The sequence below is a fragment of the Rhodanobacter sp. LX-99 genome, assembly GCF_018599185.1.
In the GTDB taxonomy this organism is placed as follows: Bacteria; Pseudomonadota; Gammaproteobacteria; order Xanthomonadales; family Rhodanobacteraceae; genus Rhodanobacter.
In genome coordinates, this window is the sequence record NZ_JAHFVL010000001.1 from 1,820,760 (window position 1) to 1,832,901 (window position 12,142).

Sequence of the window (12,142 nt, forward strand, 5' to 3'; positions counted from 1 at the left end):
TCACAGCCCTCCCAGGTAATGCCGCACGACCAGCACGTTGAACGCGAGGTAGCCGAGGTAGTTGGCGGCGAAGGCGTACATCGCGCCGACCAGGCCGAAGTGCGCGGTGAACACGTAGACCAGCGCCAGGTAGCTGGCCGCGAACACGCACTCGGAGATCACGAACAGCCGCGTCATCGCCTTGGCCAGCATCACGTAGGAAAGGATGAAGGAGGCGATCTTGACCACGTCGCCCGCCAGCTGCGGCGCGTACAGCGCGTTGGCGGGCGCGAAGTCCGCGCTGAACAGCAGGCGCGTCACCCACTCCCGCAGCACGTACACCGCCGCCGCCAGCGCGACCACCACGGGCAGGATGTAGCGGTACGCGTTGCGCAGCTCGGCCACCAGCGCGGCGCGCTCCCGGATCGCCGCCAGCTTGGGCAGGTAGTAGATGTTGATGGCCGCGGTGAGGAACAGCAGGTAGGCATCCGACACCTTGCTCACCGCCTGCCAGTAGCCGACCTGCTCCCAGCCGAGCTGCAGCGCGAGATGATCGCGCACCGCGATGTTCACCAGCGGCGAGACCAGGGCGGCGGTGAGCGTCATCACCGAAAAGGCCGCCAGGCGCAAGGTCATTTCGCGGTCAAAGCGCAGCCGCAGCATGCTGCGCTGGAAGTACGGGCTGCGCCACCACGCCGGCAGGCCGACGACGAGCCACAGCAGCTGGCTCACGATCAGGGCCAGCAGGGCGCCGTACAGATGCAGCCAGCGCGCCAGCCAGACCACCATCACGATGCTGAGCAGCGAGCCCAGCACCTGGATCAGCGCCAGCCGGCGCACGTCCATGAAGCCGTTGATCACGGCCAGGATGTAGTTGACCAGCGCGATGCCGAGCTGGGCCACCGCGAGCACGCGGATCAGGCCCGCATAGGCGGGGTCGTCCAGCAGCCATTGCGCCAGCTGCCGGCTGAACAGCAGCGCCAGGCAACCCATCAGGATGGAGGCGCACAGCGCGTACCACAGCGCGGCAGCCAGCAGGCGCGCCAGCCGCTGCGGATCGTGGCGGTATTCGGCGACGTACTTCACGATGCCGGCGCTGATGCCGCCGCCGGCGAGCACGGCCAGCAGCGACATCAGGCTGGTGAACTGGCCCAGCTTGCCCACACCCTCGGGCCCGGCGAACCATGCCACCAGCTTGATCACGACCAGCGCCGCCAGCAGCCGCGCGCCGGTGGCGATGGCGGAATAGAAGCCGGCGCGCACGATGTTCATGGCGGACACGCGAACGCGTTGCAGGCGGCGATCACCCGCTCCACCGCATCCGTGCCCAGGGTCGGCCCCATCGGCAGGCTCAGCACTTCATCGTGCAGGCGCTCGGTCAGCGGCAGTCGGACATCGTGCAGGGCCGGGTAGGCCGGCTGCCGGTGCGGCGGCACCGGGTAGTGCACCTGGCTGTGGATGCCGTGCGCCAGCAGATGCCGCTGCAGCGCATCGCGATGGGGACAGCGCACCACGAACAGGTGCCAGGCGTGCTGCTCCTCGTGCGCCACCTGCGGCAGCCGGATCTGCGGGTGGCGGATGCCGTCGCGATAGCGCCGCGCCACGCGGCGGCGCCAGGCGACATCCTCGTCGAGATGGCGCAGCTTCACCCGCAGCAGTGCCGCCTGCAGTTCGTCGAGCCGCGAATTGACGCCCTGGAAAAGATGGCGGTACTTCGCCTCGGAACCGTAGTTGCGCAGCGCCGCGACCCGTTGCGCCAGCCGCGCGTCGGCGGTCACCACCGCGCCGCCGTCGCCCAGCGCGCCCAGGTTCTTGGCGGGGAAGAAACTGAAGGCCGCCGCATCGCCGAACGCGCCGGCCTTGCGGCCGTCGCTCGCCGCGCCGTGCGCCTGCGCCGCGTCCTCGATCAGCAGCAGCTGGTGCCGCCGGGCCAGCGCCGCCAGCGCCGGCATGTCGGCCAGCTGGCCGTACAGGTGCACCGCCATGATCGCGCGCGTGCGCGGCCCGATCGCCGCTTCCACGCAGGCCGGGTCGAGGTTGAAGCTCAGCGGATCGGGCTCCACCGGCACCGGCACCAGCCGGTTTTCGCTGATCGCGAGGAAACTGGCGATGAAGGTATTGCCGGGCACGATGACCTCGTCGCCCTCGCCGAGCGCGCCGAGCTGCTTGTAGCCGCGCAGGATCAGCGACAGCGCATCCAGCCCGTTGCCCGCGCCCACGGCGTGGGACACGCCGCAATAAGCCGCGAACTCGCGCTCGAAGGCCGCCAGTTCCTCGCCCATGATGTACCAGCCCGAGTCGATCACCCGCGCGGCGGCCGCCTTCAGTTCGTCGGCATGGCGCGCATTGATCGCCCTGACGTCGAGGAACGGGACGTCCATCGGTTCGTTTTCCGTCAGCGCGCCAGCCATCACAGCGGCCACTCGTAGAAATCGTGCACCACGGCGCGGGCGCCGAAGTATTCCTTCTGCGTGACCAGGCCGCCGTTGAGCACCCGCCCCTCCTGTTCGGTCGAGATGCCGAAGCTGAAATACGTCCGCTCCGCGTAGACGCCGCCGACCAGCTCCGCCAGCAGGAAGCTCAGCGCGCTCAGCCGCCGCCCTTCCTCCGAGACGGCCATGTACTGGGTGTGCACGGCCTTGCCGAAATCGTAGACGAGCACGCCCGCCAGCAGGACGCCGTCGCGGCGCGCCTCGTGCAGCACGATCTGCTGCGGGAAGCGCGCCTGCAGCAGGCGCAACTCCGCCAGGCTGTGGGTCGGCCGGGTGTCGTGCTTGTGCAGCACCTCCACCAGCAGCGCGTGGAAATCCGTCGGATCGGCGTTGGTCCGCAAGCCGATGCCGGCCTTCCTGGCCTTGTTGACGGCGCGCTGGCGTCCCTGCGTGAAGTGGAACGTTTCGCGCAGCGCGATGGCCGAGGAGAGGTCGCGCCGCTGCAGCCGCGCGCCCAGCCGGTGCAGGGCGTACAGATCCTCCTCGGCCGGATAGGCATGGAAAATGTGCGGCACCGCCTTGTAGATCACCCGTTCCACGCCGAGCGCGCGGTAGTGGCTGGCGATCTGCTCGAACACGGCCAGCGTCGACTCGGCGCGCAAGGCATGCGTGGTGACCAGGCCGGCATAGGTGAGGCCGCCGTGGCTGGTCACCACGTTGTCCCGGATGTTCGCGGGGAACACCGCCACGGGCTCGCCGTGCCGCTCGACGATCAGCGACTGGTCGACGAAACGGTCGGCGTGGTAATCCATGTAGCCGCGCCGGTGCAGCAGGTTGCCGTTGCGGGAACGCCCGACCAGCGCATCCCAGGCGTTCACGTCGGCGGGGGCGTAGGGCCTAACGCTGCACATCGGCATCACCGTCGCCGTGGCTGTCGTGCGCTTCGGCCACGCCGAAGCCGTCCACGCCCATGTCGTTGCCGTTGTAGAACATCAGCAGCGTGTCGCGCCGGCGGATCAGGGCGGGATAGCAGAGCGTGCGCGAATCCCAGCCGCTGGCGGACAGGGCGATGCCCAGCATCTCGTCGCGGCGTTCCCACGCGATGCCGTCGTCGCTCACGGCGACGCCGGGAAAGTATTCGCCGGTGACATTGCCGCGCGTGAAGAGCATGACGTAGCGGCCGCCGAGGCGGTAGACGCGCGGCCGGCCGATGCGGTATTCGCTGCCTTGCGGGCGCAGGCAGACATGGTCCGCGCGCGGGATCGCGGCGAGGTCGGGCGTCTGCGCATGCCGGATGTGGTAGCGCGGAAACGGCTGGCCGCCGATGCTCTCCCAGTCGTCGCCCACCGCATACCACAGGCGCCAGCGGCCGTTTTCGTACATGGCCGAATGCACCGCGCCGATGGTGCTGCGGCCGGGTGCGCGATCCAGGATGGGGGTTTCCTGCGTGCGCTGGAAGCTGTTCCCGCCGTCGCGGGAAACGGCCAGGCCGGTGAAGGCCAGGAACTTGGCCCTGGCCACGCGCTGGAAGCCGACATAGAACATGTGCAGGCCGCCCGGCGCGTCGACGAGGTCGCCCAGGATCATGCCGTTGTCGTCGAAGCAGCCGGCGCGGCCGACGTCCAGCACCGGTTCGGCGCTGACCCGCACGACCGCCGCGGGATCGTCCGCACGCACGTCGACGTAGCCGATCCGGCTGACGCCGTCGGCATCGCGAAACCCCGCATAGACGCGGATGAGCTCGTCGTCGATCCGGTACGGCGTCGGCGTGAGCGCCGAGTGCCGCATCCAGCCGCCCACGCCCTGCCGCGCGGTTTCGAACACCAGGCCCTTCTTGGTCCATTCGAACATGCGCTGTTCAAAGCCTCACGTCGAAGCTCGACCGGCCGGCTACCGCCCGGGCCGGCGAGCCGACGTAGACCCGGCCCGGCTCGGTATCGCGGGTAACCAGCGCGCCGGCGCCGATCACGTTGTCGGACGCGACCTTCACGTGGTCGTTGAAGGTGCTGTTCACGCCGACGAAGCTGCTGTCGCCGATTTCGCAGTAACCGGAAATGACCGCATGCGAGGCGACGAACACGTTGTCGTGCACGACCGTGCGGTGCCCCACGTGATTGCCGCTCCACAGGATGCAGTTGTTGCCGATGCGCACGAACGGCTGGACCACGTTGCCCTCGAAGATGAAGCTGTTCTCGCCCAGCTCGGCATTGCGCCAGACGAAAGCGCGCGAGCTGACGTAGGTGGCGAAGCGGTAGCCGCGGCGCTTCGCATCCTGGTACAGGCGCGTGCGCAGGCGGTTGAGCAGGCTGGCCGGTATGGCGACGAACACGTCGACGTCCGCCGGCGGGTAGTCCGTTTCCAGCGTCTCGTATGCCACCACCGGGCGGCCGGCCAGCATGGCTTGCGCGAGATACTCGCGTTCGACGCTGAAGGCGACCACGTCGCGCCCGCTGTCGTGCTCGAAATACTCGCAGGCGATCTGCGCGAACTCGCCCGCGCCGATGAGGACTAGAGGCTTTGGCACGCCGCCACGCCCTCCTGGTAGACGACGCCGCGGACCTCGCTCAGGAAGGCGTCGTAATCGGTGATGTAGTCGTCCGGGTCGTACAGGTGGTCGGCCAGCACCATCAGCACGCAGTCCTCGCTGAAGTCGTACAGCTCGCGCCACACCATGCTGCCGAGCTGCAGGCCGTACGAGGGGTCGTCGAGCACGACCTCCACCGGCCCGCTGCCGTCGTCCAGCAGAAAGGTGACGGAGCCGCGTACCGCCACCGCCAGCTGGTTGAGATGGCGGTGCGCGTGCCGGCCCCGGTGCACGCCGTCGTGGGTGGCGAACAGGTAGTACACGCGCCGGATCACGAAGGGCACGTTCCGATCCTGCTCCAAGGCGATCAGCATGCCGCGGCTGTCGCCGTGCTTCTGCAACTGGATGCGTTCGATTTCCATGTTCCGGACCCGGCGATGGTTTCGGGGACGACCGACTCATCTGGGTGCCGCCTGGCGGGCGAAAGGTTGCGTCGGCACCCGCGGCGCATCGAGGAAGCCGCGGCGGGTTACGCCTGGCGCGGACGCAACCTTTCACGGCCCGACCGGCACTCATGTTTTTCGGATCACTCCCCCGTTCGCGCCCGAGTCTCGCCGAGGGCAAGGCTGGCGATGGAGTGCGCAGGGGAATCGGCTTGATGACGGCAACAAGCAAGGGCATTCGGGCATGCGGTTGAAGAACGGAACCCCGCCGCGGGGAAACGGTGAGGGGGCATCCACGCGCCCTGGGGGGTTGGTGGTTCTGCACTGGCTCACCCTGTTTTGTGTGGTTGCCGGGGTGGCGCTGATCCTGCTCCGCGACGAAGTCGCCGGACGCGCCATGCGCCAGTGGCTGCTCGACGGACATCGCCATTTCGGGGTGCTCGTGCTTCTTCTTTTCGTCGCCCGCGCGGCCTTGCGCATCCGCTCGGGCAAGCTGCCGCCAGAAGGCGCTCCGCCACGGTTCGCCCGCATCGCCGCGGCGCTGGTCCACGCCGCCTTGTACGTCCTGCTGCTCGCCCTGCCCCTCTTGGGCTGGGCCCTCAACGATGCGCTGGGCAAGCCGGCCCACTTGCTCGGCGTGGCGCTGCCGGCACTGGTGGGGGCCGATGAGGATCTCGCCGACACACTCCTGGCATGGCATCAGGATGCCGCCTGGTTGCTGCTCGGGCTGGTTCTGCTGCACGCGGCCGCAGCGCTGTGGCACCACTTCGTGCTGCGCGACGGCGTGCTGCGCATGATGTTGCCGAAACCCCGCCGCTGATGGGCATACGACGTTTCGCTTGCCGCGGCACCCTGTCCAACAAGGAGACTCCATGTTGTCTTTTCTGAACCGACGCACGCGACGCCGGCCCGGGAACACGCACCTGTGGTACGGCCTGGCGGCGCTCCTGCTGTTCGCCAGCAGCACCGCGCAGGCGGTGCCGAGCTATGCCCGCCAGACCGGCGCCGCCTGCGCGGACTGCCACGCCGGCGCCTACGGCCCCGCGCTGACGCCCTACGGCATGCGCTTCAAGCTCAACGGCTACACCGACACCGACGGCAGCGGCGGCAAGATTCCGCTGGCCGCGCAGCTCATCGCCACGCGCTCCGTGCCCGCCCGCGGCGAGAGCACGATGCGGCTGACCGAGGCCGACCTCTACCTGGCCGGACGCCTCACCGACCAGGTCGGCGGTTACGTCAAGGTCGAGAACAGCAACACCGGCAACAACACCTTCCGCACCCGGCTGAACAACGTCGACCTGCGCTTCGTCGCCAGGGACCTCAAGCTTGGCGACAAGGAGGCGACGCTCGGCGTGAGCGTCAACAACAACCCCGGCTTCCAGGATCCGATCGCCGCCTTGCCGGGCGCCGCGGGCATCGGGCCGCCGTCGGTTTCCGGCAGCTTGCTCAACCTGTCCGCGCTGGCCCACCGTGTCATCGGCGCCAGCGTCTACGGCCTGTACGACTCGACCTGGTACGGCGAAGTCGGCTCCTACGCCTCCTTGCCGACGTCCCAGCAGGATCACCTGGGCTACGCCGCTTCGGGCGACCCGGGCAAGCTCAGCGATACCGGTTATTTCCGCTTCGCCTACATGAAGGATCTCAGGCGCCAGTTCTTCTCGGCCGGCGTGGTCGCGCTGAGCACCCGGCGCCAGCTCCCCCGCAGCGGGCCGCGCGACGACATCACCGACCTCGGCTACGACCTGACCTACCAGTTCCTCGGCAACCGCGAACACATCGTGCAGCTGAGCTACACCAACATCCTCGAAAAGCGCCGCTACGGCAGCACGCCCGCCGGCCCGGCGCTCGCCGCGCGCCCCCGAGGGGTCGTGCGCGACCAGACCACGAGCCTGACCTACACCTTCCGGCAGAGCTACGGGATCACCCTCTCCCACCTGGTGAACAGCGGCAGCCGCGATGCGGTTCGCTACACGCCGTACGGCGTGCCCGACACCACCAGCAACCTCGTCGGCGTGTTCTGGGCGCCGTTCGGCAAGGACGACTCGTACACCTCGGTGGCGAACCTGAAGATCGCCGCCACCTGGTTCCGCTTCGCCCGGTTCAACGGCAGCCGCACGAACGTCTTCGGCGCCGCGCCGGGGTCGGCCGTCCCGGCGACCGACGCGCGGGACCTGGATGCGTTCTCGCTTTCCCTGAGCGCGGCCTTCTAGAAAACATGCACGGGAGCCGGAACGTGACCAGATTGCTTTTGCGCGGCGCCGCCGTCGCCGGACTCTGCCTGGGCGGGGCGCTGGCCCCGCCGCTCGCCCATGCCGGCGACGTCGCCGCCGGGTCGGACGTGTTCAAGGCGGAATGCGCCGAATGCCACAGCGTCCGGGAAGGACGCAACAAGAAGGGCCCCAGCCTGTTCGCGGTGGTGGGGCGCGCGGCGGGAACCTTGCCGGGCTACGACTACTCGGATGCTCTGCGGGCAGCCCGCTGGACCTGGACGCCGGAAAAGCTGCACGGCTACCTGTCGCAACCGGCACGAAAGGCCAATCCCGGCACCAGGATGAAATACGACGGCCTTGCCGCCCCCCGGGATCTGGACGATCTTGTTGCATACCTCCGCACCCTCCATCCATGACATGCTTCGGCCAGCGCAGATCGTTGGAAACTCCCCGCACCATTCTGTCCGGGATGGTGCGAACGCCGCCGGCGTCAACACTGGCCGTTTCATCACGAACCGATGGGCTTGACGACACTCTGGCAAGCATTACTGGATCGCCTCGCGCCATGGGCGCCGGTGCGCTTCCGCGGGCGTGGACGGCATGCGGCTGACCCGCCCATGATGCGTTCGCATCGCGGTCCTGCCCGCTCCGCTCGCCCCGGCCATGCCGCCCTCCGGGCCGGCTTCGCGGCACTGCTCGTTGGCGCATGCCTGGCGTCGCCACTGCATGCCCAGTCGACCGCCTTCAACGGCACCGCGGCACTCAGCTCGCAGCTGGTGGACCGTGGGCAGGCGATGACTTCCAACACGCCCATCCTGCAGGGGGCCGCCTCCTGGACTTTCCCGGCCGGCTGGTCGCTCGGCCTGTCCGGCAGCGCCGAAGCGCGCTCGCCCGGCCGCCTCGTGGCCGCCCTGGCGCAGGCCTCCCGCCACTGGTCGCTTGCCGGCGACTGGCAGATGCAGGCGAACCTGCTCTACTACCGCTACGCCGGCACGGCCCGTTCCAGGGCCTTCGACCGCGTCGAAACCGGGCTCAGCTGGAGCTACCGCGACGTGCTGACCCTCGGCCTGTCGGCCGTCCACGTCGTCGGCAGCCACAGCCGGCACCGGCTGCGCGGCGCCGCGGACATCAGTGTGCATTGGCCGCTGGCGCGCCACTTTTCCCTTGCCGCCGGAGCGGGCATCGCGCAGTCCCCGATTGCGCCCTACGACGCCTACGGCTACGGTCACGCAGGTTCCCACGAATACGGCCATGCGGGTTCCTACAGCCATCGCCGCAGCGCGGACTTCCACAGCTACGGTCACGTGGGGCTGCTGTGGAGCCGCGGCCCCTGGCGGATCGAGCTCGACCGCATCCTGGCCGACCCGGAAACACGCTGGCAATGGGATGTCATGGGCGCCTCGCCCTGGGTGGCCACCGTTTCGTGGTCCTTCTGATCCGGAGGCAACCTTTTCGCGCCGATCCGGTACCCACACCCAACATCGCGAACCCACCGAGTCCGGCATACCTTCTCCAAGGCCATGAACGACGACGCTACCGACTCCGACGCCACCGACCGCATGCTGCTCCAGCGCATGGCCGCGGGTGACCGCGTCGCGCTGGGAGTGCTGTACCGCAGCTATCACGGCAGGCTATGCCGCTTCCTGACCCGATTGACGCGGCGCGCCGACGTCATCGAGGAAGTCATCAACGACTGCTTCTGGATCGCCTGGCAGAAGGCAGGCACTTTCCACGGGGATTCGCGCGTCTCCACCTGGCTCATGGGCATCGCCTACCGCTGCGGGCTGAAGGCGCTGCGGCAGCACGGCGACGAACCCGTCGAAGACGACCCCCGGCACGAAGAACGCAGCCCCGCCCACGACCTGGACGAAGACCGCGAGTTGCGCGACTGGCTGGGCAAGGGGCTGGAGCGCCTGTCGGTGGATCAGCGGGTCGTGATCGAGCTGGTCTACGGCGTGGGCCACACCCTGGACGACGTTGCCGTGATCATGCAGTGTCCCGTGGGCACGGTGAAGGCGCGCCTGTTCCACGCGCGGGTGAAGCTGCGCAACGTGCTGCCGACGCTGGCGGGAGACTCGCCCCAACGCACGGAGAACGCACCATGACGTTCCCGATGGATTCCGGCAAGGACTGCGTCCACGCCTGGGAAATGATGCCGTGGGTCCTGCAGGGCAGCGCCACGCAGGAACAGGGCGCGTGGCTGGAAAGCCACCTGGCGCAATGCGAACCGTGCCGCGCGGAGTTCGCGCAGCAGAGCCGCCTGCGGCTTGCGCTGTCGCTGCCGCCGGATGTTCCGGTCAACGCCGACGTCGGCCTGGGACGCCTGCTGGCCCGCCTCGATACGGCCGATGCGCCGGAGGTGCACCCTCGCTCGCGCCCGGCGAGCTGGCTGAGCCGGGCGCTGGTCGCCGCCGTGCTGGTCCAGGCGCTCGGCATCGGCGTGCTGGGCGTGAAGCTGTGGTCGGTGGGCGGCAATACGGCGTATCGCACGCTCAGCCAGGAGACCTTGCCCGCGGCTCCGGGCGCGATCCGCGTGGTGCCTGACGCGGGCATGACGCTGGCCGACTGGAACGCCTTGCTGCACGCCCTGCGGCTGCAGGTAGTGAGCGGCCCCAACGATGTCGGTGCCTACACGGTCGCCCCGGTGAGCTCCGCCTCGACGGCGCAACATGCGTTGCAGCAGCTGCGCACCACACGCGGCATCCTGCTGGCGGAGCCTGTCGCCGTCACGCCATGAAGTACGGCCGCCTCCTCCTTCTCGTCGTCGCCGCGGCCGCCCTGGGCGCGTGCGCGTCCACGCCTTCCGTGACCACCCCGGACAACCACGCCGGCCTCGGCCGCATGTCGGTCGCCAGCGCGTCCGCGATGGACAGCCGGCGCGACATCATCCTGGCCGTCGCCAACCCGCTGGAGCCGCCGCCGATACACGCCGGCTCCAGCCTGCTCGGCTATGCCCCGTCCAGGTATTACGGCGCCGGCCAGCACGCGGCATCCATCCTGGCCGCGCTGAAGAAGAGTTACGCGTTCAACGAACTCGCCGGCTGGCCGATCAAGACCCTGGACCTGTACTGCATCGTGCTGCAGCCGCCGCCCGGCATCAGCCGCGACGCCTTGCTCAAGGCGCTCGCCGGGGACCGCCGTGTGCGGCTCGCGCAGCCGCTGCACGACTATGCCGTTTACGGCAAACGGTCCGCCGACGCGGCACACCGCTACAACGACCCCTACGTCAGCCTGCAACGCGGTTTCGTCGAAACCGATGCCGCGCTGGCACACGACTTCAGCCAGGGCAGCGGGGTCCGCATCGCGATCGTCGACACCGGCGTCGACATGACGCATCCCGACCTTCAGGGGCGCATCCACGATGCGCACAACATGGTCGACGACGACGCGGCGGCGTTCGACCGCGACAGCCACGGCACGGAAGTCGCCGGCGTCATCGCCGCGGATGGCGACAACCACCAGGGCATCGTGGGGGTGGCGCCCAAGGCCACGCTCAGCGTCTACAAGGCCTGCTGGTACCCGCCCGCGCCGAACGCCGGCGCGCGCTGCAATTCCTTCACGCTGGCCAAGGCGCTGGCGACGATCATCGACACCGACGCCCGCATCATCAACCTGAGCCTGGGCGGCCCCGCCGATCCGCTGCTCAACCTGCTGCTGGCGCAGATCCTGGAACAGGGCCGCATCGTGGTCGCCGCCATTCCCCCGGAAGGAAACGTCGACGGATTCCCCGACAACACGCCGGGAGTCATCCTGGTCCGCGTCAGCGGCATGTCGGCGGCCCCGCCCGGTGTCCTCAGCGCCCCCGGCGACGACATCCTGACCACCCAGCCCGGGGGTGGCTACGACTTCACTTCCGGGTCGTCGATGGCGGCCCCGCACGTGAGCGGGATGGCCGCCTTGCTGCTGTCCCTCGCGCCGGGGCTGGATGCACGCGCGATCCATGACCTCCTGCTACGCAGCAGCAAGGTCTCCGGCGGCGTCCTGCAGGTGAACGCCGCCTCGGCCCTGACCGAGCTGCGCGACACGCCGAAAGCCACCCGCTGATCCGGGGCGGCCGTTCGCCCGACGATTTTTTACAGCGCATTCACCCGGCTGATTCCAATGTGCGCAGACGCGCGCGAACAGGTGCCGCGGGCAGGAGCATCCCATGTCGTCGGAACAGCATGCCGGCCTGAGCCGGGAATTCATCGAACGGCAACGCCAGCGCCTGGTCGCGCTGCGCAACCAGCTGCTGGGCGGCGAGGAAAACGACCTGGCCAGCAAGCGGGCGTTCCAGCTGCAGCATGGCGACGAGGCCGGGGAAGAGGAGGACGACGCGCAAGACCTGGCGCAGCGGGAAGTCGACCAGGCCCTGCACGATGTGGACGATCGCCGCGTGGCGAACATCGAGCGCGCCTTGCAGAAGATCGCCGAGGGCAGTTACGGCCTGTCCGACCTGAGCGGCGAGCCGATTCCGAAGGCCCGGCTCGAGACCGTGCCCGAAGCAATCCTCACCGTGCAGGAAGAGCGCGACCGCGAAGCCCGCGGCTGACCCCGACAACGCCTGAAACGGGC

14 protein-coding genes are annotated in these 12,142 nt (G+C 69.1%); 8 read left to right on the forward strand and 6 right to left on the reverse strand.

Features of this window, described 5'->3' with window-relative positions:
* The 6 genes from KK131_RS08340 to KK131_RS08365 are packed head-to-tail and all read right to left on the reverse strand — an operon-like array spanning nucleotide 1 to nucleotide 5,357.
* A complete protein-coding gene (locus KK131_RS08340; protein WP_214556195.1) occupies nucleotides 1–1,251 on the reverse strand; it encodes an O-antigen translocase in 1,251 nt (416 codons plus the stop codon).
* Complete coding sequence (locus KK131_RS08345) at nucleotides 1,248–2,360, reverse strand: DegT/DnrJ/EryC1/StrS family aminotransferase (RefSeq protein ID WP_214556196.1); 1,113 nt, start codon at nucleotides 2,358–2,360, stop codon at nucleotides 1,248–1,250. Before KK131_RS08345 ends, KK131_RS08340 begins: the two co-directional genes overlap by 4 nt.
* Nucleotides 2,361–2,389: 29 nt before the next feature.
* Nucleotides 2,390–3,322: a GNAT family N-acetyltransferase gene (locus KK131_RS08350; protein WP_214556197.1), complete on the reverse strand. Its 933-nt coding sequence runs from the start codon at nucleotides 3,320–3,322 to the stop codon at nucleotides 2,390–2,392.
* Nucleotides 3,309–4,262 (reverse strand): hypothetical protein, encoded by a 954-nt coding sequence (locus tag KK131_RS08355; protein WP_214556198.1) that lies wholly within the window; start codon nucleotides 4,260–4,262, stop codon nucleotides 3,309–3,311. The genes KK131_RS08350 and KK131_RS08355 overlap by 14 nt, the downstream gene beginning before the upstream one ends.
* Before the next feature lie 7 nt (nucleotides 4,263–4,269).
* Entirely contained in the window at nucleotides 4,270–4,935 is a 666-nt protein-coding gene (locus tag KK131_RS08360) for an acetyltransferase (RefSeq protein WP_214556199.1), read from the reverse strand.
* Nucleotides 4,920–5,357 (reverse strand): FdtA/QdtA family cupin domain-containing protein, encoded by a 438-nt coding sequence (locus KK131_RS08365; protein WP_214556200.1) that lies wholly within the window; start codon nucleotides 5,355–5,357, stop codon nucleotides 4,920–4,922. Before KK131_RS08365 ends, KK131_RS08360 begins: the two co-directional genes overlap by 16 nt.
* Nucleotides 5,358–5,691: 334 nt before the next feature.
* Between KK131_RS08365 and KK131_RS17640 the strand changes: the two genes are divergently transcribed.
* The 8 genes from KK131_RS17640 (at nucleotide 5,692) to KK131_RS08405 (ending at nucleotide 12,119) form a co-directional block, all read left to right on the forward strand.
* Nucleotides 5,692–6,198 carry a cytochrome b/b6 domain-containing protein gene (locus KK131_RS17640; RefSeq protein ID WP_345777199.1) on the forward strand — a complete coding sequence of 169 codons (507 nt, stop codon included), beginning with the start codon at nucleotides 5,692–5,694 and terminating at the stop codon, nucleotides 6,196–6,198.
* Nucleotides 6,199–6,250: 52 nt separating this feature from the next.
* Complete coding sequence (locus tag KK131_RS08375) at nucleotides 6,251–7,588, forward strand: cytochrome C (RefSeq protein WP_214556202.1); 1,338 nt, start codon at nucleotides 6,251–6,253, stop codon at nucleotides 7,586–7,588.
* Nucleotides 7,589–7,593: 5 nt separating this feature from the next.
* On the forward strand, nucleotides 7,594–8,004 hold the full coding sequence (locus tag KK131_RS08380; protein ID WP_214556203.1) for a c-type cytochrome: 411 nt from the start codon (nucleotides 7,594–7,596) through the stop codon (nucleotides 8,002–8,004).
* 201 nt (nucleotides 8,005–8,205) lie between these two features.
* Nucleotides 8,206–9,024, forward strand: coding sequence for a hypothetical protein (locus tag KK131_RS08385; protein WP_250887018.1), 819 nt, complete (start codon nucleotides 8,206–8,208; stop codon nucleotides 9,022–9,024).
* A gap of 84 nt (nucleotides 9,025–9,108) precedes the next feature.
* Complete coding sequence (locus KK131_RS08390) at nucleotides 9,109–9,693, forward strand: sigma-70 family RNA polymerase sigma factor (protein ID WP_214556204.1); 585 nt, start codon at nucleotides 9,109–9,111, stop codon at nucleotides 9,691–9,693.
* On the forward strand, nucleotides 9,690–10,325 hold the full coding sequence (locus tag KK131_RS08395; protein WP_214556205.1) for a zf-HC2 domain-containing protein: 636 nt from the start codon (nucleotides 9,690–9,692) through the stop codon (nucleotides 10,323–10,325). The genes KK131_RS08390 and KK131_RS08395 overlap by 4 nt, the downstream gene beginning before the upstream one ends.
* Nucleotides 10,322–11,632: a S8 family serine peptidase gene (locus KK131_RS08400; protein WP_214556206.1), complete on the forward strand. Its 1,311-nt coding sequence runs from the start codon at nucleotides 10,322–10,324 to the stop codon at nucleotides 11,630–11,632. The genes KK131_RS08395 and KK131_RS08400 overlap by 4 nt, the downstream gene beginning before the upstream one ends.
* Before the next feature lie 103 nt (nucleotides 11,633–11,735).
* On the forward strand, nucleotides 11,736–12,119 hold the full coding sequence (locus KK131_RS08405) for a TraR/DksA family transcriptional regulator (RefSeq protein WP_214556207.1): 384 nt from the start codon (nucleotides 11,736–11,738) through the stop codon (nucleotides 12,117–12,119).
* Nucleotides 12,120–12,142 lie beyond the last annotated feature (23 nt).

What these genes read in the sequence shown, in the direction of transcription:
- KK131_RS08340 (WP_214556195.1), bottom strand. Translation starts at nt 1,251, where the DNA reads ATGAACATCGTGCGCGCCGGCTTCTATTCCGCCATCGCCACCGGCGCG.
- KK131_RS08345 (WP_214556196.1), bottom strand. Translation starts at nt 2,360, where the DNA reads ATGGACGTCCCGTTCCTCGACGTCAGGGCGATCAATGCGCGCCATGCC.
- KK131_RS08350 (WP_214556197.1), bottom strand. Translation starts at nt 3,322, where the DNA reads ATGTGCAGCGTTAGGCCCTACGCCCCCGCCGACGTGAACGCCTGGGAT.
- KK131_RS08355 (WP_214556198.1), bottom strand. Translation starts at nt 4,262, where the DNA reads ATGTTCGAATGGACCAAGAAGGGCCTGGTGTTCGAAACCGCGCGGCAG.
- KK131_RS08365 (WP_214556200.1), bottom strand. Translation starts at nt 5,357, where the DNA reads ATGGAAATCGAACGCATCCAGTTGCAGAAGCACGGCGACAGCCGCGGC.
- KK131_RS08375 (WP_214556202.1), top strand. Translation starts at nt 6,251, where the DNA reads ATGTTGTCTTTTCTGAACCGACGCACGCGACGCCGGCCCGGGAACACG.
- KK131_RS08380 (WP_214556203.1), top strand. Translation starts at nt 7,594, where the DNA reads ATGCACGGGAGCCGGAACGTGACCAGATTGCTTTTGCGCGGCGCCGCC.
- KK131_RS08385 (WP_250887018.1), top strand. Translation starts at nt 8,206, where the DNA reads ATGATGCGTTCGCATCGCGGTCCTGCCCGCTCCGCTCGCCCCGGCCAT.
- KK131_RS08390 (WP_214556204.1), top strand. Translation starts at nt 9,109, where the DNA reads ATGAACGACGACGCTACCGACTCCGACGCCACCGACCGCATGCTGCTC.
- KK131_RS08395 (WP_214556205.1), top strand. Translation starts at nt 9,690, where the DNA reads ATGACGTTCCCGATGGATTCCGGCAAGGACTGCGTCCACGCCTGGGAA.
- KK131_RS08400 (WP_214556206.1), top strand. Translation starts at nt 10,322, where the DNA reads ATGAAGTACGGCCGCCTCCTCCTTCTCGTCGTCGCCGCGGCCGCCCTG.
- KK131_RS08405 (WP_214556207.1), top strand. Translation starts at nt 11,736, where the DNA reads ATGTCGTCGGAACAGCATGCCGGCCTGAGCCGGGAATTCATCGAACGG.